The organism is bacterium (genome assembly GCA_019695335.1).
Taxonomy (GTDB): domain Bacteria; phylum CLD3; class CLD3; order SB21; family SB21; genus JABWBZ01.
The window spans coordinates 37,077-59,115 of record JAIBAF010000002.1 but is presented as its reverse complement, the minus strand read 5'-3'; the positions used below and the strand labels follow the sequence as shown (position 1 = coordinate 59,115).

Annotated in this window: 20 protein-coding genes; 8 read left to right on the top strand and 12 right to left on the bottom strand. The window is 41.6% G+C overall.

The features are described from left to right. Positions 1–8: 8 nt before the first annotated feature. The 7 genes from K1X84_00870 to K1X84_00840 all read right to left on the bottom strand — a co-directional run bounded on the left by K1X84_00870 (position 9) and on the right by K1X84_00840 (position 8,731). Positions 9–1,112, bottom strand: coding sequence for an outer membrane protein assembly factor (locus K1X84_00870; protein ID MBX7150160.1), 1,104 nt, complete (start codon positions 1,110–1,112; stop codon positions 9–11). Positions 1,113–1,130: 18 nt separating this feature from the next. Further along, the gene (locus K1X84_00865; protein ID MBX7150159.1) at positions 1,131–1,523 is read right to left on the bottom strand and encodes a response regulator transcription factor; all 393 of its coding nucleotides are present in this window, start codon (positions 1,521–1,523) and stop codon (positions 1,131–1,133) included. Between the two features lie 149 nt (positions 1,524–1,672). Further along, a complete protein-coding gene (locus K1X84_00860) occupies positions 1,673–2,539 on the bottom strand; it encodes a TlpA family protein disulfide reductase (GenBank protein MBX7150158.1) in 867 nt (288 codons plus the stop codon). A gap of 126 nt (positions 2,540–2,665) precedes the next feature. Beyond that, positions 2,666–3,298, bottom strand: a complete 633-nt coding sequence (locus tag K1X84_00855; protein MBX7150157.1) for a response regulator transcription factor — start codon at positions 3,296–3,298, stop codon at positions 2,666–2,668. After that, positions 3,295–5,514 carry a PAS domain S-box protein gene (locus K1X84_00850; GenBank protein ID MBX7150156.1) on the bottom strand — a complete coding sequence of 740 codons (2,220 nt, stop codon included), beginning with the start codon at positions 5,512–5,514 and terminating at the stop codon, positions 3,295–3,297. The genes K1X84_00855 and K1X84_00850 overlap by 4 nt, the downstream gene beginning before the upstream one ends. A gap of 30 nt (positions 5,515–5,544) precedes the next feature. Next, positions 5,545–6,687 (bottom strand): PAS domain S-box protein, encoded by a 1,143-nt coding sequence (locus K1X84_00845; GenBank protein ID MBX7150155.1) that lies wholly within the window; start codon positions 6,685–6,687, stop codon positions 5,545–5,547. A 22-nt stretch (positions 6,688–6,709) separates the two neighbouring features. After that, complete coding sequence (locus tag K1X84_00840) at positions 6,710–8,731, bottom strand: S9 family peptidase (protein ID MBX7150154.1); 2,022 nt, start codon at positions 8,729–8,731, stop codon at positions 6,710–6,712. Positions 8,732–8,927: 196 nt separating this feature from the next. Here K1X84_00840 and K1X84_00835 point away from each other — a divergent pair, with 196 nt between their 5' ends. The 8 genes from K1X84_00835 to K1X84_00800 all read left to right on the top strand — a co-directional run bounded on the left by K1X84_00835 (position 8,928) and on the right by K1X84_00800 (position 18,413). After that, entirely contained in the window at positions 8,928–9,380 is a 453-nt protein-coding gene (locus K1X84_00835; GenBank protein ID MBX7150153.1) for a hypothetical protein, read from the top strand. Between the two features lie 188 nt (positions 9,381–9,568). Then, positions 9,569–11,116 carry a bifunctional phosphoribosylaminoimidazolecarboxamide formyltransferase/IMP cyclohydrolase gene (gene purH, locus K1X84_00830; protein ID MBX7150152.1) on the top strand — a complete coding sequence of 516 codons (1,548 nt, stop codon included), beginning with the start codon at positions 9,569–9,571 and terminating at the stop codon, positions 11,114–11,116. A 48-nt stretch (positions 11,117–11,164) separates the two neighbouring features. Next, positions 11,165–12,190, top strand: coding sequence for a rod shape-determining protein (locus K1X84_00825; protein ID MBX7150151.1), 1,026 nt, complete (start codon positions 11,165–11,167; stop codon positions 12,188–12,190). A 21-nt stretch (positions 12,191–12,211) separates the two neighbouring features. Further along, positions 12,212–13,078, top strand: a complete 867-nt coding sequence (gene mreC / locus K1X84_00820; protein MBX7150150.1) for a rod shape-determining protein MreC — start codon at positions 12,212–12,214, stop codon at positions 13,076–13,078. A gap of 2 nt (positions 13,079–13,080) precedes the next feature. After that, positions 13,081–13,611 carry a rod shape-determining protein MreD gene (gene mreD, locus K1X84_00815; GenBank protein MBX7150149.1) on the top strand — a complete coding sequence of 177 codons (531 nt, stop codon included), beginning with the start codon at positions 13,081–13,083 and terminating at the stop codon, positions 13,609–13,611. Next, a complete protein-coding gene (locus K1X84_00810) occupies positions 13,595–16,765 on the top strand; it encodes a hypothetical protein (GenBank protein ID MBX7150148.1) in 3,171 nt (1,056 codons plus the stop codon). The genes mreD and K1X84_00810 overlap by 17 nt, the downstream gene beginning before the upstream one ends. Before the next feature lie 19 nt (positions 16,766–16,784). After that, on the top strand, positions 16,785–17,435 hold the full coding sequence (locus K1X84_00805; protein MBX7150147.1) for a response regulator transcription factor: 651 nt from the start codon (positions 16,785–16,787) through the stop codon (positions 17,433–17,435). A gap of 201 nt (positions 17,436–17,636) precedes the next feature. Further along, the gene (locus K1X84_00800; protein MBX7150146.1) at positions 17,637–18,413 is read left to right on the top strand and encodes a fibrobacter succinogenes major paralogous domain-containing protein; all 777 of its coding nucleotides are present in this window, start codon (positions 17,637–17,639) and stop codon (positions 18,411–18,413) included. A gap of 135 nt (positions 18,414–18,548) precedes the next feature. Here the strand turns inward: K1X84_00800 and K1X84_00795 are convergent, their stop codons facing one another. From K1X84_00795 to K1X84_00775, 5 genes are all read right to left on the bottom strand, one after another. Beyond that, on the bottom strand, positions 18,549–18,872 hold the full coding sequence (locus tag K1X84_00795; protein ID MBX7150145.1) for a rhodanese-like domain-containing protein: 324 nt from the start codon (positions 18,870–18,872) through the stop codon (positions 18,549–18,551). A gap of 20 nt (positions 18,873–18,892) precedes the next feature. Next, positions 18,893–19,921, bottom strand: coding sequence for a cytochrome d ubiquinol oxidase subunit II (gene cydB, locus K1X84_00790; protein ID MBX7150144.1), 1,029 nt, complete (start codon positions 19,919–19,921; stop codon positions 18,893–18,895). 51 nt (positions 19,922–19,972) lie between these two features. Further along, complete coding sequence (locus K1X84_00785) at positions 19,973–21,343, bottom strand: cytochrome ubiquinol oxidase subunit I (protein MBX7150143.1); 1,371 nt, start codon at positions 21,341–21,343, stop codon at positions 19,973–19,975. A gap of 73 nt (positions 21,344–21,416) precedes the next feature. Further along, a complete protein-coding gene (locus K1X84_00780) occupies positions 21,417–21,614 on the bottom strand; it encodes a DUF2892 domain-containing protein (GenBank protein ID MBX7150142.1) in 198 nt (65 codons plus the stop codon). 35 nt (positions 21,615–21,649) lie between these two features. Next, positions 21,650–21,955: a hypothetical protein gene (locus tag K1X84_00775; GenBank protein MBX7150141.1), complete on the bottom strand. Its 306-nt coding sequence runs from the start codon at positions 21,953–21,955 to the stop codon at positions 21,650–21,652. Positions 21,956–22,039 lie beyond the last annotated feature (84 nt).

Below are 22,039 nucleotides of genomic sequence, written 5' to 3'. Positions count from 1 at the left end.
TTTCTTTTTTAAAATGCTTCACCGATTCCGATTGCCGGTACCGCGTTTTTTCCAAACGCTAAATCCAGCCGGATGTTGTGTTGTTTTTTTCTATCAAGAGCGAACCGTAAACCAACGCCGCCGGAAACTTTTAGATCATTGGTTCTAAAATCGCCAACCTGATTGGCGACGTCGCCGATTCCGGCAAATCCGGTCATTCCAAATCTCCAGAAAAGCGGCAACCGGTATTCCGCTTGAGCAGCAATCATCTGCCGGTCGCGATAACGGCCTCCGTAAAATCCGCGCATCAGGTTCTGACCTCCAAAAAGCGCCATTTCATTCATCGGCGTGTGACCGGAAGTTAAAGCCGCGTAGGCCTGGTACGCGAACACATGCGATTTGGCAATGCGAAAATATTGACGAACATCAATCGTTGTCCGCACAAAATTCTTTTCACTGCCGATGATGCTGTGAAAAGGCACCATGGACACTTGATGAAAAGAACCTGAACGCGGATAGATTTCATCGTTACGCGTATCCAGCATTGCGACGAGACCTAAACCCGATGTAATCGTCGTTCCTTTAAGATTCATGTCCGCAATCAAACCGCTGGATTTGGCTTTGACGACGCTGTAATCTTCATATTCATATTGTAATCCTGCAAAAAACCTTCCAGAAACATTTTTGTAGTAATTGGCCTGAAAGCTGAAGCGACGCGGCGTAAATTCTTCTTTGTTTTTTTCCGGTAGTGTATTGCCAATGCCATAAAAGTCTTCGAAAAACTTGACATACTCGGCAGTGATTTTAATGCGGTCGCGCTCGTCGTTCCAATAATGCTCCATTTCCAAACCGCTCATGTATTGATGTTCCTGCGTGTAAACCAGCGGCAACGCGATCGAAGTCGGATGACCTTCGACTCCATGCACGGTTTTGGGGATAGAATAGCTCAAAAAAGCCCCGCCAAGAAATCGCGTGTCGGGCGTCCAGAAAACAATGGGAAACCAATCCAATTGATTTTTTTTCAATCCTACTGAGTCAAGAGAGTCATTTTGAGCCGTAGCATGACCTAAAGCCATAATATCGGCTGTAAAGATTACAATGATTAAAGCGGCAAAAAAACGAAATGTGTTCATAGTTCCTCCTGTTACGGTTTAATTATTAATGTTCATGTTTTGAATAGTTTCAAATACTTTTTCAAACTCAGTGCTTTTATCAAAAAAGTGATCCGCTCCGGCTCGTAAACAACGTCTTCGAAATGGAGGCAATGGATAATTAGTGAGCATAATGACCACGGTCTCCGATTCTATTTTTTTTATTTCGTCAAGCACCGATATGCCATGGCCGTTTGGCATTTCAATATCCAGTATCACAATATCCGCGCGAGAGGATTTAAATTTTTCGATCGCTTCCTGCCCTGTTTCAGCCTCCCAGATCATCTCAAAGCCCTGGCAACGTTTTACCCATTGAGTAAAACGTTCTCGAATGATGTGCGAATCGTCGGCAATTGCGACGCGATAAAAAGTTTTTGTATCCTTGTTTTTCATGCTGTCAATTTAACGTTAACAGCATGGCGGAACAATCGGCAGAAAGACGATTTGTATGTGGGCAATTCGGATCAGGCGTGTCAGCCGTAGACTACAAAAGAAAAAGCCGCCCGAAGGCGGCTTTGATATGGATGGGATATTGAGGATTTTTATTCATTAAGCAAAGACTGAACTTGTTCATCTAACAAAGCGGAGTAATCTTCCTGAGAGCCAAACCCAGTATGAATCATCCGAACATGGCCACGTTTGTCGATAACCACAGTTGCCGGGATATCTTCGAGTTTCAAAGTTTGGTACGTTTTCATGTTTTTATCGAAAGCCAAAGGAATATCGTAGCCTTTTTTATTCATGTAAGCTTTGGCTTTTTCGAGCGTCTCACCTTCGGCATCCATAGTAACGGCCAATATTTTGACACGATCATTCCCCTTATAATTTGCAGCGAATGTGTTGAATTGGGGCATTTCCTGAACGCAATTGCTGCACCATGTCGCCCAGAAATTAAGGACAACCACCTGATCTTTCAGATCGTTACTGCTTAAAGTTTCATTACTTAAAGTTACCAATTCAAACGAAGGTGAAGCCGTATCGGTGACGGTCATTTTGTTGTTGGCGGTTAAACGTGGCAATGCGACAAACCCAAAAATATAAGCGTAAATAATACCTCCAACAACCATAGAAGAAACTTTGAAGTAATTCACCGTTTTTCGTCTGATAAGAAGGCCAATAGCAGAGAATATAATTCCAGTGAGCGAAAAAATAGGCGTTATGGGATCGGTCACTCCTGCAAACACGCAAAGAAACCCGACCAAAGGTAAATTGATCGCTAAGAGTTTTTGCGTCGTGGTAAGCGCTTCCGTTTTTGCAAAAAGCAAACCGACGATCAAAAACAAAATGGCGGCTGCCGTATGAACGTCAGCGGCAGCCGGGCTAATAAATGCATCAACCGCAAAAATTAATACGATCGCTGCTGCACAAGCCAGCACTTGCAAAATGGTCTGAAAAATTTTTGTCTTCATTTCTTCTCCTATTAAATTGTAAACTCGTTTACAACATATCATAAATACGAGCTCACAACAATCGGCAGAAAGCTGAAACATCTGTCATTTCTGAAGATTGTTCGTGTAGTCCATAGACGACACGACTTAACCTAAAAGATTGTTTTTAATGGCAAAATGTGTCAATTCGACGTCGTTTTTTAAATTCAATTTTTCTAAAATTCGGTCCCGGTAAGTTCGCACGGTTTTGATGCTGATAAAAAGTTCGTCGGCGATTTCGTTTGCGTTTTTTGCTGAGGCGATCATTCGGAGCACTTGAAATTCTCTATCAGAAAGTTGTTCCTGCGGAGTTTCTTTTGCGCGCATGTATAGACCGGAAGCAAATTGCTGCGCGAGCGTTTCGGATACATATTTTCCGCCGAGAAATATTTTTCTGATCGCATTGACTAATTCGGCAGGTGCGATTTCTTTATTCATATATCCCGATGCACCCGCATTGAGAGCCCTGATCGCAACCTGATCTTCGGGATACATACTTAATATCAGAACCGGCAGTTTTTGATGAACTTTTCGGATGTCTTTTAGGATCTCAAGTCCGTCGCGCCCCGGCATACCGACATCCAGTACTATTACGTCAAAGTTTTCGGACTCAATTTTCGCCAAAGCTTCTTGTCCATTGAGAGCTTCACCGGTAACGGTCATGTCGGACGCTTTTGAAATAATCTGTTTCAATCCTTCCCGGACAACCGGATGATCATCGGCAATCAGTATTTTTATCATACGACATCCTTAATCTGGTTAGATGATATTGGAATCGTAACGCTGACGGTTGTACCGCGCCCGGGCTCACCTACGATCGACGCTTCGCCTCCGAAAAGCGAAGCACGCTCCCGGATTCCAATCACTCCAAACGATTTTGATTTGTGTAAATCATTTGGTTGAATGCCTTTCCCGTTGTCCTTGATTTCAAGGAAATAGTGATTGTCACTTCGTCCAAAGGCGATACTCACCCGCGAAGCCTGCGCATGCCGGATCACATTCGTCAACGATTCCTGTACTATTCTGAAAATCGCCGTCGACAAATCCTTATCGAGTTCAATGGATCCAGCGGGTAAATGATATTCACATGGAATACCGGTACGGTTTTGAAAATCTTCAACCTGCCATTCGATGGCAGCGATCAGACCGAGATTGTCTAATACGATCGGTCGCAAGTCGGATGCAATCTTTCGAACGGACATGACGGTTTTATCAAGCAAATGAGCGGTGGAATCCAATTTGGTTTTCAGAGATTCGCGGATTTCTGTTTCACTGCGATTATCATGAATTACATCCTTAATCATCACCAGATCCATTTTCAATCCGGTTAAATATTGTCCCAATTCGTCATGAATTTCACGGGCAATGTGCGCGCGCTCCGTTTCACGGGCTTCTTGTAAATGCCCGGCTAATTTTCTCAGCTCTTCACGCGATTCTTTCAGCGCAATTTCGGCACGTTCTCTTTCCGTCACATCGTTTAAGAGCCAGACTTCGTCGGGCCAATCCGAATAAGCAACAAATTCAATCCGGCGCATTTCACCGTCTTTGCGTGTAATCGAAAAAGTAATGGGCTCCGGAAATCCGGTCTGTTTGGATTGCAGATATCGCTTGTGAGCTTCAGCATGATCCGACGGATGCATTTTTAGAAACCACTCATCGATTGTGGTCAATTCTGTTCGAGAATAGGCGGTAATTTCTTCCGCCGCTTTATTCATAAAAATATCGGTTCCGTGATGATAAACAGCTCCACGCGGAAGATTTTCGACCATAAATCGTAACCGCTGTTCGCTGATACCGAGTTCCAGTATTTTTTCCTGGAGCATTTTTTGAGCTTCGGTGAAACGTTTTTCCAGAATAATGGCCAACGCAATCATCAAGGCCAGCATGCCCCAATGATTGGTCAATTTCCATCCTGCAATAAACTCAAGTCCCATCAAAACGTCACGGAAAAGAAATGCTGTAAATAAAACAAAACCGCCAACGAAAATTTTCGCTTCGAAATTACCGTGAATGGCCCTTTTGATGGCTGAAACAGAAATGGCAAAAAGGGTCAACACCGTTATACCAAAAAAAAGATTGTCGAAAGGAAATCGTACAAGCCACACTAAAATGGCCGTGATCAATCCATACACCGTATGGATGATTCTGAGCCAATAAACCGATCTGAAAAAGCCCTGATCAAACGTTTTTTCGAAAAAATAACAAATACTGACCGGTAGAAAAAAGATTAACATAGCATCTATGAAAGTGAATAAGATTGTAACTTTGCTCACAGCTTGTGCCAGCTCAGTTTGAAATAGCGTAATAACTCCCAAATGCAGCGATAAAATTGCAAAGGACGTTACAATGTGTTTGTGGATTTTTCTGAAAAATACTATCGCAAAAGCCCCGATACCGATTAATAAAAACAGCGAACCCATTACGACCTGATCCATGCCTGACATTGCGATACGATCAATGACCTCTCGAAATGAGCCGATCTGGATCTCCGCTGCACCGATACGGTGATCCGATTTGATTCGGATCAAAAGCATTTTTCCGGACGGGTTTTCTCCCAAAAGAACCGTGTGCCACATCAATATCCGGCCCAACCTGGCGTCATTGTATTGATCGGGGCCAAAAGTGTACACGTGCTTCTGATCGGTGTAAACATCAAAATAGTGATCGAGTTCAAAAACACATAGGGCGGGTTCTACCCACGCATTTTCAGGCAATGGAGTTGCAACCCATAAGATGCTGTCATTTGTCGGATTGGGAAAATTATAACCGATGTCGTGTTGACTCCAGGTGGCGATTTCGGCAGCACTTGGGATTGATAGGCCTGAATCTGTACGTACATCGCCCCAACGAAAATACCATTTCTGAAGAGTAAGCAAATCCTGGCTCTCTTCCGCTAATGCCGGGTGAAAAGATTTTATAATGAAAAACAGGATCAATCCAACGGTACGTCGGGTCATAGTATTTTGCTTAAAAATGAAGCTAAATATTTACTTCATGTCGTCTGAAAAATCTTCAGGGTACAATCGTCTGGCACAGTCGGGACAAATGCCATGACTGAAATCGGCTTCGGAATGTTGTTCGATATAGACTTCTATTTGATTCCAATATCCTTTGTCGTCGCGAATTTTTTTACAAGCAGCACAGATCGGTAGGAGCCCGCTTAGTGTTTTGACCTTACTTAAAGCGTTCTGAAGATCGGTTATCAGGCGCTCGCGCTCCAATTCACTCCTTCTGCGTTCAGTAATATCGCGTACGAAAGTAATGATATGATGTTTTTTTTCATGAAGAAAATTTGAGACGGAGGCTTCGAGTTCAACCGGCATGCGGTTATCGCGTCTTTGGATTTTAAAAGTATAAAGCGTCGGTGCTTCTTCACCGCGAGCGCGGCGACGACCATACTCAAGCAGCCGTTCGATATCTTCGGGCGCTGCAAGTTCAGATAAATGCAAGCCGTACAACTCTTCCGGGGACGAACAGCCGAACAAATGAGCGTATGCATTATTCATATACACGACATGCTCATCTTCTTCAACCAAGATACCGTCTCTGGATGTTTCAAGAATTTCATTTAAGTAAGCTTCATTTTGCTGCAACGATTGCTCGATGCGATCCCGATCACCCAGCGTCTTTTTTAAATCAAACAATTGATTACGTAACTCCATTTGATCGTGAACTTGCCGGCTGAGCGCGCGTAAAGCATCGGCTTGTTCCGGCGATAAATTCCGCGGTTTGGTATCTAAGATGCAAATGGTTCCCAACGCATGGCCGTCGCTTGACAGGATCGTCGCACCGGCATAAAACCGCACTTTAAGCCCCGAGAAAACGTAAGGGTTGTTGGCGAAACGTTCGTCTTTCGTTGCGTCAGTGACAATCATCAAGTCGTTTTGCAAAATCGTATGAGCGCAAAAAGCCGCATCACGTATTGTTTCACGAATATCCGTACCGATTTTAGATTTAACCCATTGCCGCTCGGCATCAATGAAATTAATCATGGCGACAGGTGCGTTGCAAATAAATGACGCAAGATAAGCCAGATCGTCGAAACGTTGTTCAGGATCCGTGTCCAGGATTTTATACCGATACAAAGATTCGAGGCGTTGGGATTCATTGCGTGGTTTCGGAACCGGCATAAAATGGCTTTCGCAATTTAGATTATTTCAAAAAACGTTTAAACCAATCATTGACTTCTTTGTACCAATAAATGGAATTTTGCGGTTGTAACACCCAGTGGTTTTCATTGGGAAAATAAACTAACCGTGCAGGAATACCTTTGCCTTGCAGGACACCATACAATTCCAAACCCTGCGTTACGGGAACTCGATAATCTTTTTCACAGTGAATGATCAACATCGGCGTTGAAAAATTATGGGCAAAATGCGCCGGGCTGTAACGGTTGATATTCTCGTATTTTCCTTCCCAAGGAGAACCACCGTACGATTGATCGCGTTCGTACGTCATGTCGGAAGCAAATTGCCCCATCAAATCATACACACCGGCGTGACTGATGAGACATTTGAAACGATTCGTATGACCGGCGATCCAATTGACCATATAGCCGCCGTAACTTCCGCCCGCCGCGGCCATTTTTGTGCTGTCGAGAAAAGAATATTTTTCCAATAAATAATCGGTTGCTTTCATAATGTCAGTAAACGGTTTATCGCCGTGCGCTCCGACAATGGATTTGGTAAAATCGTTGCCGAAACTGGTCGAGCCGTGAAAATTGACCATAGCCACCGCATATCCGCCGGCAGCAAAAAGTTGTCCGTTCCAGCGGAAATGGAATTCGTCACCAAACGTTCCGTGCGGACCGCCATGAATCATGTGGATGAGCGGATACTTTTTATTGGGATCAAAATCGGGCGGATAAATAAAAAACATCTGTATGTCGTCATTATTCGCGCCTTTGAAAGTCAGGTTTTCAACTTTGCCGAACGATAACGAATCCATTAACGTTTTATTGAAAAAGCTTAATTGAGTTTGTTTTTTTGTTTTCAAATTGAATTCAAAAATTTCCGTCGGCATGGAAATGTTTTGCTTCAGATAAATCAATTTTTCTTTGGTAATATTCAGCGAATTCATTTTGCCGTCTGTGATCACAGGATCAAATTTCGCTGAAGTAATATTCAACGAATAAACGGCCGATAAGGCTTTGACATCGGCAAACATATACATTTGTTTACCGTCAGATGTTTCCAGAAAATTGCCAAAAGAAATGTCGGATTTTTCATTTAAAATCTTTTTGTCTTTTGTTGCGAGATTCATTTGAACCAATTGAGCAACTTCATCGGGATGATTCGGATCCGGAAATTGAGAGAAGTAAAGAAATTTACCGTCTTTTGAAAAGAAGCCGCTGTTTTCATTAGAAGTAGGCGATGATGTAACATTAGTCCAGCTGCTGTCGCCGATTTTAATCAAATAAATATCCGAATCGATTTTACGGTATGGCGGTTCAGTGCTATTAGCCGATAAAACTACCCATTGTCCGTCCGGTGAGATATCATAATCGACTCCTCCGTCCATGCTCATCAAGCGTGTTGATCCTTTGGTAAGATCCATACGATCTTTTGAATCGATAGTGTATGCATAAAGATGCGTAACATAACCGTCCGTCAGCCAGCTGTCCCAATAACGGTAAAGACGGTTTTCCGTTACTTTCGCGGTCATTTTGCCGTCTTTTTTTTCTTTTACATGTTTTTTCAATCCGTCGAAATCTTTCTCGAACTCAGGCAAAATCTGTGAAGCAAAAATAATTCGCTTGCCATCAGGCGTATATTTCGGCGAAGAAATTCCCAGAGGCATTTCCGTTACAAGACTTGCTTCACCGCCATCAATGTTGATTTGATAGAGCTGCGCGTAATCACCTTCACGTTTGGAGATAAATGCTATCGTTTTACTGTCTGGATGCCATACCGGAGAATTATCGCTCCCAACATTTGTCGTCAGGCGTTTAATTTTGTTTGTTGTAAGATCGATCACCCAAAGATCGGAATTGCCTTTATTATCCTTGATTGAATATTCTGTGACGACGAACGCCCCGTATTTTTCATCAGGCGAAACCGTGAGTCCGGAAACACGTTTTACATTCCATAAATCTTCTGAGGTCATCGGTCGTTTAGTTTGCGCGGAGAGATTGAAAACAAAGTAGAAGCTCAAAAAGAAAATTGCGGATTTCATAACAAAACTCCTTGTGTGTAGCGGGTGGGTCCTAACTTCAATAGCAGAAGTACGATATTAAATCAATCGGTTAATATCAAGCTGAACGTGAATTAAACGTTTGAAAAAATAAATTTAATTTTTACTTTTAAGAGAGCTTTCGAATTTAAACTATTCTGATCTATAAGTTTATTATAAAAACGAACGGAGGAAAATTATGAAAAAACTTCTGATGATTTTATCTGCGGCCATATTTATAGCGGGTTGCGGCGGTGGTAAAGAAATGATCACAGCTAAAAACAATAAAGTCAGTAAAACCGAAACGCTCAAAGCGGGCGAATATTACCAGTTTGAAATCGTACTCGAAGATAAAATGAACGCCATTTCCGTAGAAGGTGAATGGCGAGTAATAGACGGTGGCGATCGTAAAGCTAAGGTCTATGTGATGGACGAAGAAAATTTTTTGAAATTCGATAAAGAGGAAGCTTTTAAAAAATATTATGAATCCGGCGAAAAGATTAACGATAACTTTAAAATCCGTCTACTCAACCAATACAAAAGCTCCAAGACGTTGTATTATTTGGTTTTCGAAAATCCTTCCGAAGATGATAACAAAAAAATCGAGTTTAAATTGAACATGGACTATGAATGGGGCGAGGGAACAAAATAGTTTGTTCTGAATAAAAGCATAGTTTTTTAGCAAGTCAGGTTATTCAGCCTGACTTGTTTGTTTTTCCCGTAACTCTTTAAATTTCTTGCTTTTTTATCCCTCAATTCCTACATTCTTTCGCTTTTTTCCAATTCGGCAGAGAATTTAAGATACACTGAAAAAATCACACCTACCTTCAATTTTCACCTATGACCATTAAACGCGCATTAATAAGTGTTTCGAATAAAACGGGAATCGTAGATTTTGCGTCGTCGCTTCATGCGATGGGTACTGAAATCGTCTCCACCGGCGGAACCGCTTCTTCGTTGGAAGCGGCTAAAATTCCTGTTAAAAAAGTTTCCGATCTTACCGGATTTCCGGAAATGATGGACGGTCGCGTCAAAACGCTGCATCCGAAAATTCACGGCGGTTTGCTGGCGCTTCGTGATCATGCATCGCACATGGAAGACGCCCGCAAACACGGTATCGGCATGATCGATTTATTGGCTGTGAATCTGTATCCCTTTGAAGCAACGATCAAAAAATCAAACGTCCCCCTTGCGGAAGTCATCGAAAATATCGATATCGGCGGACCATCGATGATCCGTTCGGCTTCCAAAAACTACAAAAGCGTGGTCGTGCTGGTCGATCCTGCTGATTATGTCCGTGTTTTAGACGAGATCAAATCCACCGGTGACGTTTCTGAAACAACGCGTTTTCAACTGATGATCAAAGCGTTTGAACATACGGCGCATTACGATACTGTTATTTCAAACTATTTTGCTAATGTGCAAAAACCTTCTGAAGAAGAATTGCCGAAAACGATGATGTTGTCACTGGAAAAGATTCAAAATTTACGTTATGGCGAAAACCCGCACCAGAAAGCGTCGTTTTATTTTACAACGAATTCGAACAAGCCGAAATATGAACAGCTTCACGGCAAGGAACTTTCGTACAATAATATCATTGATCTTGACGCGTGCGTTCGTGTCGTCAGCGATTTCGATCAGCCGTGTTGTGTGATCGTCAAACATACCAATCCTTGCGGGGCTGCCATACATAATGATTTGTACGAAGCCTACGTCCATGCACGTTCGACTGATCCGGTATCGGCTTTCGGCGGAGTCATCGGATTTAACCGGACATTGACGGCTAAAACCGCTCATGACATCGGCGAAGTATTCGTCGAAGCGATCATTGCTCCTGAATTTGAATCAGAAGCTTTGTCAATTTTACAGAAGAAGAAAAACATTCGTTTGATTCGGTACGATTTTTCTTCTGCAAAGAATGTATTGCCGGAATTGCGTAAAGCGCTCGACGGATATTTAGTGCAGGAATCGGATGAACTTGTTGTTGATCCGAAAAACTGGAAAGTCGTAACCAAACGTACGCCGACAAAAGACGAGCACGAAGCAATGATGTTCGGTTGGAAAATGGTTAAACACGTCAAGTCCAATGCGATTGTCTATGCTTCGAAAGATCGTACTCTCGGAATCGGAGCAGGACAAATGTCGCGCGTCGATTCGTCGCAGTTGGCTGTGATCAAAGCACACAACGCAGGTATCGAGCTTAAAAACTCAGCAATTGCATCCGATGCCTTTTTTCCTTTCCGCGATGGCGTCGATGCAGCGGCTAAAGCCGGCGCTACTGCCGTCATTCAACCCGGCGGTTCCGTGAAAGACCAGGAAGTCATCGACGCAGCCAATGAACTTGGCATGACGATGGTGTTTACTTCCGTCCGACATTTTAAACATTAGTGCCTTATGCATACAATCGTGCGTGAAACCAAGGAGTTTGCATAACCCATGAGCTTATTCAATATTTTTAACAACGAAATTGCCATCGATCTCGGCACGGCCAACACGCTGGTGTATGTTAAACATAAAGGCATTGTGATTAACGAACCATCTATTGTCGCCATTAATAAACGTACCAACAAAATGATGGCCATCGGACGCGACGCAAAGGAAATGATGGGCCGCACGCACGATGAGATCCTTACCGTCCGTCCTCTCAAAGATGGTGTGATCGCTGATTTCGAAATGACGGAGCTGATGTTGCAGGAATTTATCCGCAAAGTTAGCCCGGCACGTTTCATGGGCAAGCGCGTCGTTGTCGGCGTCCCTAGCGGCATTACAATGGTAGAGCAGCGCGCCGTGCGTGATTCCGCTGAACACGCTGGAGCCAAAGAAGTCTATCTCGTTCCTGAGCCGATGGCTGCTGCGATCGGTGTCGGTATTGAAGTTGATCAATCGATCGGTAACATGATCATGGATATCGGCGGTGGAACGTCGGAAATAGCCGTTATTGCGTTGAACGGAATTGTCTGCGACACGTCGCTGCGCATTGCCGGCGACGAACTGACGCGCTCAATTATCCAATACTTCCGCATCCAGCATAACTTGCTGCTCGGAGAAAAAACCGCAGAAGAAATCAAATGTACGATCGGGTCGGCGGTTCCTTTGCCGCAGGAAATTACCATGGAAATCAAAGGCCGCGATATTGTGTCCGGAATTCCGCGTACACTGACAACCGATTCGACCGAAGTCCGTTCTATCCTCCTCAATCCTATCGCTAAAATTATCGAAGGCACAAAAGCTACGCTGGAACACACGCCACCGGAACTGGCTTCGGATATTCTGGATCGTGGTATTATTTTATCGGGCGGTGGCGCTTTGATCAAAGGATTGGACGAAAAAATCAAAAAGGAAACCGGTTTGCCGGTCATCGTAGCCGAAGATCCGCTCACAGCCGTTGTTCGTGGCGTCGGCAAGGTGCTTGAGAATCTTGCAAAATATCAAGAAGTCATTCTCAAAGCCAAAAAATATTAACCTGCCTTTAACCGTTCCCTGATGCATTGGAAATTTCGAAATCTGCTGGATGGTCTTTACCAGATCATCGATATTTACCGCAATTACCTCGTATTGCTCGGGCTGATCATCGTGTCCGTTTTCCTGCTTCAAGCCAATAATAATCCGCAATTGACCTACATCAGGCAGAGAGTCATTTTTATTTCAGCTTTATTAGCCAATCACTCCGGCGATCAATCCGAAGCCATTGAATCGGTGCGCGATTGGAATTTACTTCGGCAGGAAAATATCGATTTGGCCAAACGTAATATCGTACTGGAAGATGCTTACCTTGAAAATGTCAAATTAAGACAGATGCTGAAATTTTCGGCTCGTTTTCCATTGCAGACGATCCCGGCACAAATCATTTTTAAATCACCGAATCCGAGATTCAGTACGCTCACATTGAATAAAGGTTTTCGCGACGGCGTGAGAAAACGCCAAAGCGTAATTACGGACAAAGGGTTGGTTGGATTGATCGTCGACGTATCGGATGATTATTCCGAATGTCAGATTTTGCTCGATCAAACCTTTCGAGCAGCCGCTAAAATCCAACGCACCCGTCTCAATGGCATTGTTTTTTGGCAAGGCCAGCCGAATGAAGTCGGCTTTTACGGCGTATTAAAAAACCTCGATGTTCGCGTCGGCGACGTCATTCTTACGTCAGACTACAGCGAATTTTTTCTTCCGAATTTCTGTATCGGAGTCGTGTCGGGAATCAATAATGAAATCGCCGGAATTTTCAAAGATATTCGCATTCAAACGGCTGTCGATTTCAACCGCCTTGAAGAAGTGTTTGTCGTAACGGATACATCCAAAACGGCTTCCTCGCGTTCTGGTTTTGAGAATGTATTTTTAGGCGAGCAATAACTATGCGTAGAAAACGTAACATTTTAATAGCTTCCATTTCGTTAACGGCTCTGGCTTTTTATTTTTTACAAATAACATTCGTCAATACTGTATTAGCCGTGGGTCAAAACGTACCGGATTTACTTTTGATCCTGGCAATTTTTGTAGGATTCAGATTAGGCCCGATGCCGGGAAGCATTTTTGGATTTGTCGCGGGTTTTTTTCAGGATGTGTTGACCGGATTTTATGGATTACAATCGCTGACTAAGACATTGGTTGGGTTTTTCTCGAATTTGTTTATCAATCAGCGAGTTCTGTTGATTGAAAAATATTATTTTCCCCTTATTGTATTGATTGGCTCATTGCTGCACGATGCTTTTTATTATTGGTTTCAATCGCTGGGCTCTAAGCTCGAATTTGGAAGTCTTTTTCTTCAGTATGGGGTAGTTAATTCATTCTACAATGGTATTCTGGCGTTTTTATTGTACTTAATGACACCGAGGAAGTTTCTCGATTTTGTACACTACGATCCCCGGCATGAATTTGATTATTGAAATGCTTCTGTTTAAACTTTCGAATTCGATCAAGTTTTGTAAGCCTTCCGTGTATTGCGTTGCTGTTTTGTGCACGTACTCTCTTTATGCCCAATCTTTCAAATTTGAACATTTAATGCAAAAAGACGGATTGTCGCAAAATACGATAACTTGTATTTTGCAAGACTGTCAAGGATTTATGTGGTTTGGAACTCAAGACGGCTTAAATAAATACGATGGCTATGAATTTAGTGTTTACAAAAATGATCCAGCTAGTAAATCCTCGTTAAGCGATAACTATATAACATCAATAGCTGAAGACCGAAACGGAAACTTATGGATTGGCACATACAATGGTGGACTTAACAGGCGTTCATTCAACAATGAAAAATTCGAGCCTTTTGTAAGTCCTTCTGGATCGAGTCCCTTGAGCAACCGTCTAGTCCGTTGCATGTATTTAGATTCCGAGGGTTTTTTATGGATTGGAACGGCATTTGGACTCAACCGCTTGAATCCTGCTAATAGTGAAATGAAACAATATTATACAGATTCAACAGACACCCATTATCATGTTTCTAAAGATAATAATATTCGCGTGGTGTACGAAGATAAGAATGGCAACCTTTGGCTTGGAACACATAATGGATTAAAACTATTTGATCGAAAGACTGAAAAAATCACAGCCCAATATTATAGCAATTTGGGTGATCACACAAGTTTAAGCGATAATGCCGTTTTTACTATATGTGAAGATGCTTCAGGAAATTTACTTGTTGGAACAGCTCATGGCCTTAACAAATTTGATGCGAAAACCGGTCGCTTTATACGCTATTTTTATAATCCTCTTGATAAAACAGGTCTGAATGATGATTATATCTTATCGTTGCGTAAAGGCTATGACGATAACATTTGGATAGGTTACGCCAAAGGAGGTTTTAGTAAATGGGATGTATATGGAAGATTTACACACTATCAGAAAAATGATTTAAACAGTAATTCAATTAATAGTAATCGGGTCGGTGTTATTTACGAAACTACGTACGGATTTTTATGGGTGGGCACATCCGGTGGCGGAATTAATAAATTGGATATGAATTCAAAAAAATTTTATCATCACGCGCACTTGCCCGAAGATCTATACAGTATAACGAGCAATAATATTTGGTCCATCTATGAGGACAGAGCGTGTGCGCTGTGGGTTGGTATGTCGGACGGTTGGGTCAATAAATTGTTGGTTTCTTCAAGTGACCAAACTGACATTAAATTTCAACGAGAACAGAAGTCAACGTTTACTTTTAATTCCTCTGCAATAACGGCTATTTTCGAAGATTCAAAAAAAATCCTATGGTTTGCCGCAGCGGACGGTGGACTAATTTCTTATGATCAGAATAAGAAAAAACTGAAAACTTTTTCACGTTTAACAGCAGGAACAGTGCTATCAATATGCGAAGACTCTTCGAAAACATTATGGATTGGTACTGACGGTCGTGGAATTCAATCACTTGATCGAGAAACTGAAAAATTTACGGCGTACCCGTTTGATCCCAGGGATTCCAGCAGTTTAAGTAACAAAATTGCCAACGCCCTTTATGTGGATCATTCAAATAATTTGTGGATTGGTACGGACAACGGGTTGAACCTGTTGATTAAAGATCACAAAAAATTCAAAAAATTTTTTTTTGCACAATTAAGTCAAAGCAGTAATCAAATAAATTGCGTCTATGAGGACCGTAATCATACTTTATGGTTGGGTACCGGTTCCGGATTATGCAAATTTAATCCTTCTACATCCGCGTTCAAGTTTTATACTGAAAAAGATGGTCTTATTAATAATTGTGTTTATGGTATTTTGGAAGACTCTAACGGATATCTGTGGATGAGTACAAATAATGGGTTATCTCGTTTTGATCCAATATTAGGTTTTTTTCGAAATTACGATATCCGGGATGGACTGCAAAATAACGAATTTAACCAATATGCGTATGTTAAGAGTGCCAATGGTCAAATGCATTTTGGAGGAGTTAATGGTTTTGTATCGTTTGATCCCCAAAAAATAGTTGATGACACGACCACTTGTCCGATTGCAATATCGGTTTTTACACTCAATGACAGTAACGTTCTTATTCAAAAGCACTACGGATCGGACGATCAAAAAATAACGCTGGATTATTCTTCAGGCTTTTCAGTTGAATTTACTTTGTTGAACTACAGAGAAACTGAAAAAAATATTTATCAGTATCAATTGGCTGGCTTTGATAAAAACTGGATCTATTCAGGATCAAGACATTTTACTTCTTATACAAATCTCAATCCGGGAGAATATTGGTTCAAAACCAAGGCGGCAAATGCCGATGGTGTTTGGCATGAAAGCCGGGCAGGAATTAAAATTATAATTCTTTCGCCGTGGTATTTGACGTGGTGGGCTTACAGTTGTTTTTTTACAATTATAGGAGGACTGATTGTCGGAATTACACGATACCAGAATAAAAGAGCAAAACAAAAGATCATCAACGAAACTCAGATTATCGAACGTGCCAAGTATAGCGAACGTGAACGCCTTCGCCAAGAAATGGCATCTGATTTTCATGATGGATTAGGTGATAAAATCTCACAAATTACCATGCTCAGTAAATTTCTACGCACTCAAGTTAATAATTCATCTCAAAACGTAAGGCAATCCATCGATTGGATTATCGAAGCTTCTGAGGAAATGATGTTGGATGCACGTGATCTTATCTGGGCGCTTGATTTGAAACAGGATACGGTATATGATCTGGCTTTGCGGTTAAAATCGCACTATCAGGCTATTTTAAGCAGGTCTGATCACAAAATTGATTTTCAGACTACCGGCATTGATGATAAATTAAAAACCGCGATTCCAGTAGAATGGAAACGAAACCTTATGATTATTTTTAAAGAAGCAATCAGTAACAGTTTGAAATATTCCAACTGCCAAACCATCGTTCTTATTTTTACTATGCAAGCCCATCAATTGGGTATCCAATTTTCAGATGACGGTATTGGCTTTGACGTCACGAGGCAACATGATGGAGATGGTCTGAACAATATGAAATTGAGAGCGAATGCGTTAGGAGGTCAATTAACCGTTCAATCAGAATTGCATAAAGGAACTACTCTCTTTTTTACAGTCAAATTACCAACTCTTTCCAATTGATTGCGAAATACGGGTCATTATGAAAAAAATAATTGAAGATAAGATTAAAATCGTCTTGATCGAAGACTCGGAGAAATTCAGGCAAATTTTAAAATTAATTTTTTTAGCCGATAACCGATTCGTTTTAATATCCGAATATCGTGATGCTGAGAAAGCGCTGACAGAAATCGCACTTTTATCTCCACATGTAATTTTCCTGGATATCGATCTGGGTGATAATAAAATGAATGGCATTCAAGCAGTTAGCTATTTGAAAAAAATATGCCCTCTAGCCTCCGTTATTATGATTACCGTAAGCAATGAAAGCCAGACCATTTTTGATGCACTTTGCGCGGGTGCCGACGGATACTTGACCAAAGATATTTCACCGGAAGAACTTCTTTCATCGGCCTATGAAGCTTACCGGGGTGGAGCGCCCATGACTCCATTTATTGCAAAAAAAGTAGTGGCATTTTTTCAAAAAAATGCCCCAAGCAATGATGTGCTAACCCGTCAAGAGAAACGAGTGCTCGAAATGACAGCGGAAGATAAATTGGACAAAGAAATTGCCTTGGCTCTTAATATTAGTTCTGAAACTGTACGTTTTCATTTCAAAAACATTTATGCTAAACTTCAAGTTCACTCCAAGCATGGCGCTATCGCCAAAGCGTTGAAGCAAAACCTCATTTAGCCCCTTTAATCCTCCTTATAAAAGTAGTTTTTTTGCTCAAAATACCGTTATTCAGGTAGTTACAGGCCTGTTGCTTTTTATCTATATTTTATATTGATCTTTTATTTTAGAGTTCTTCACACTATTCAAAGTGTGCTTTGGTTTTATTAGTTATAGTAGCAAATCGATTTTAATTTTACTTAAAAAATACAAGGAGCGTCTATGCGAAACAGGAAATTATTTTTAATTTTAACCTTCTTTCTTACTTTTACAGTCTTTCATCAAGAAACTGTCTCATCTCAATCAATTTTGAAAAAAAAGAAAAAAGAAAAAAACGAGCAAAGCAGTACCGCCGATGCGAAAGATAAAAACTCTAAGAAAAGCAAAGGTAAACATGGTGATAAGGGAACGGTAGTGGATGTTGATGGTAATGTATATAATACGATCAATATTGATGGGCAATGGTGGATGGTTGAAAATTTAAAAACCGAGCATTATCAAAACGGAGATGAAATTGATAACGTCATTAATCCTGAAAAATGGAAAGATTTGAAAACGGGTGCTTGGGCAAGCTTTGATAACAAAGCCGAGAACGAAACCATTTCAGGAAAGCTTTATAATGGTTATGCTATAATAGATCCACGAGGCATTTGTCCTGAAGGATGGCGAGTTCCAACATCCGACGATTGGGAAGTTTTGTTTGGTTTGCTTGGGATGTCGGGAAGCGGTCCTGACGGTCCGGGTAGCAAACTCAAAGCTGTTTCAGCTGTGTGGGACGACATGGCACGTAATACGGTAGGTTTTTCAGCATTGCCTGGCGGGCATCGAAGAGCCGGCGGTAGCTTTGAATACGGTGATTCACGAGCTTTTTTCTGGTCAGTTTTAAAAACGACTAAAGATCGGGGTAATGCTATTGAATTAGTCAAAAGCTCTTCTGTTGTCAATGAAGCCAGAGCTTCATGGGAGGAAGGTAATTCTTGCCGTTGTATCAAAGAATAAATTCAATTGTAAAAATTTAACATAAGAGCTGTCTCAGAGTTTACAAGTTGTTGCTTTTCGAACTGAAGAGTATCAACTTATTCGAACTCTAACATTTGGGACAGCTCTTTTAATTGAATGATACTTTCGTAATCATCAATTCCACCCCAGAATTCCGCCCGATAAATTTACAGCTTTGAATCCATTCCCGATCAAATGCCTGCAGGCATGGGCGCTGCGATTACCGCTCCGGCAATAAACAATGATCTCCTGGTCTTTGAATTTTTGAAGTTCATTCAATCGTGAAGGCAGAGCGCCTAGCGGAATTAAGATCGAACCTGGAATGTTTCTCTCGGCATGTTCGGAAGGTTCTCTCACATCAATAATCACCAATTTATCTTGTGCCATCCGCTTGCGCAACTGATCAGCGGTAATCTGCTGAATTCCTTTATTAGGATTGATCAATCCGAACAAACTCATTAATAAATCTCCTTTTCGAATTAATAACTCATTGAGTTTAATTTAACTTTACCCCGAAAAATAAAATAAATGCTGATTGTATACGCCAGTACGAAAGGCACTCCGATCATTGCAATAATCAGCATGATTGACAAAGTTTTTTGTGACGAGGCTGCATTATAGATTGTCAGACTGTTTTCCGGGTTGGGATTTGACAAAACCAGATTCGGAAATATGCCGATCGCAAATAATGCTAGTAGCGCTACGATTGCACCGCAAGACGATAAAAATGCCCGGAAGGCTTGCCCACGGTGAATTTCACGTGGAATATTGGCAATGGCCAGCATGTTCAGTAAACCGACGCCAAAAAAAATCGGATAATCTTTGAAATGCTGAACCATGTGTGGAAAATAAATGAGCGTCGCCATCGTCGTGGCAGCATAACTAATGACGAAAAATATGATCGCATTATTAATCCAACCTCTGATTTTGTCTTGGATAGCGCCTTCCGTTTTCATATAGGCATAAATGGAACCGTGCATCATAAAAAGCGACAATGTGGTTATTCCGACCAGAAGCGCATACGGATTGAGCAACTCTAAAAAAGTTCCGCAAAATTCTCTGTCCGCACCGATTGGTATTCCGGCTACAATATTACCTAAAGCGACTCCCATCAAAAGAGCGATAATAATGCTGGACACACTAAACGCAACATCCCATGTTTGGCGCCACCAAGACATTGGCTGTTTACTACGAAACTCGATGGCCACGGCACGAAAGATCAAGACAAAAAGCAGGAGCATAAAAGCGGTATAGAATCCTGAAAATACCGTTGCGTATACAACCGGAAACGCGGCAAACAGCGCTCCTCCACCTGTGACCAACCAAACCTCATTGCCATCCCAGACCGGTCCGATGGAATTAATCATGATGCGACGATCTTCATCGGTTTTTGTAAATAAATGCAATGAACCCACGCCAAGATCGAACCCATCCAGTATAGCATATCCTGAAAGCAATATGCCGATAAGCATGAACCATGTTGTGTTTAAATCTATATTGAATTCCATAGCGGTAATCCTTTAAACTTTATTGGTACCCTTACAAAAAGTTCTCAGTGATTAGGTTCCGAACAGTTGCTTTTGATGAGAGTATTCCGAAGCCATACTATCGGGCTCGTCGGGACCGTGTTTAATTTTTTGGTCGAGCAAAAAGAGAAACAGCACGAATAATAAAGCATAGATTATCGCAAACAGAATCAACGAAAATAAAATTTGCCCTGCCGAGACGGCTTTTGATAAGGCTTCCGATGTCCGCAGAAGATTATAAACGATCCAGGGTTGTCGTCCGACTTCAGCGCTAAACCAGCCGGCTTGATTGGCTATTTGCGGCAACAAAACAGAAACGACCAAAATTTTCAACATCCATTTCGATTCAAACAGTTTTTTTCTCCATAGTAAAAAACCGCTGAGCAAACTTATCCCGATCAATGTAAATCCAATAGCAACCATTACGTGATAGGTTTGAAAAACAAAATTAACCGGCGGACGATCTTTCGGTGCAAAGACGCGTAAACCGGTTACCGGTTTTTCAGTATCACCGTAAATGAGATAACTCAGCATCCCGGGAATCGCAATACCAAACCGGACTTCTTCCTTTTCTTCATTGACCCAACCGAACAAGTACAGAGGCGCCGGAGCGCTTTCTTCATAATGCCCTTCAAATGCAGCCAGTTTTGCCGGTTGAGTTTTGCTGATGGTCATCGCACTGTCGTGACCGGTAAATAATTGAAACAGTGATGCAAACATGGCTAAAACCAGAGCAATCTTAATCGACGATCGAGCAAATTCTTCGTGTTGCTTTTTCAATAAATAGTACGCGCCAACACTCAATACTAAAAATGCACCCGCCTGCCACGCTCCTGATAAAACATGCGACAATCGGTTCATGGATGACGGATTAAAAACCATGGCCCAGAAGTCAGTAATTTCCGCCCGAGCATACATTCCTTCACCGACTATCTGAAAACCGGCGGGAGTCTGTTGCCATGAATTGGCTACAACGATCCAAACTGCGCTGAGCATCGATCCCAGCGATACCATAATTGTTGCCAAAAAATGCATTTTAGGACCAACTTTATTCCAGCCGAACACCAAAATTGCGAGAAACCCCGATTCAAGAAAAAAAGCGAAAATGCCTTCTGCAGCCAATGCACTTCCGAAGACGTCGCCGACATAGCGAGAATAGGTCGCCCAATTAGTCCCGAATTCAAACTCCATCACGATTCCGGTTGCAACGCCCATTGCAAAAGTGAGAGCAAACACTTTCACCCAAAATTTTGTCATACGTTCGTACAACGGGTTTTTAGTACGAAGATACATACCTTCCATCATCACTAAAACCACTCCTAAGCCAATGCTCAATGGCGGATAGATGTAATGAAAAGCAATGGTGAAAGCAAACTGCACCCGTGCGAGTATTTCGACATCCATAATCATCCTCTTCGAAATGATTGATCAATTGATCGGAAGCAATGTAATAAAAAAACGGGAAAAAAACGCAATATCAGGAAGGCAATTTTTTGAAAATGAATTTTTTAAGAATACTTTCCATAAGGCACCATTTCGTAAAAGCCGATTGCAATAAATTTGCTCCGACAAAAGCAGTAAACCAATGCCAGTTCGGATTGACTAAATAACCCAGCAGAAGACTGATTAAAATAAATGTTCCTGCAATGGCACGAATGGTGTTTTCAAGAGTCATGACAGATTTCCTTTTTGGTAATGAATTTTTAAGGTTCAAACAAATTTTTCAACACTCAGCTGAAACGCGCGGATAGGATTGGCACAATCGCGTTGTTTGCAATATTCTTGGATGGCACTAAGTAATTCATCCGCTTTCTGCGCCTCGACAAAAGCAAATACAATATGCGAATATACTGCCGTGTGTTTCCCGGAAAACCAATTGTCTTTTTCTCCCATCTCCGGTAACAATTTATACCCGTTGATTTCTGTTTCGCTGAATACAGGTACACGATGTTCTGAAAATATTTTCCGGAGTTCGCCGGCATACTCTTCAATACTCATGACAGCAATTAGTTTCATATTAATTCCCCGATTATTTTTGATTGTAGTCTAACAAAAGGTTGGAGAAAGGACATTTACAATGCCCTTCCGTCTGCAACCTTT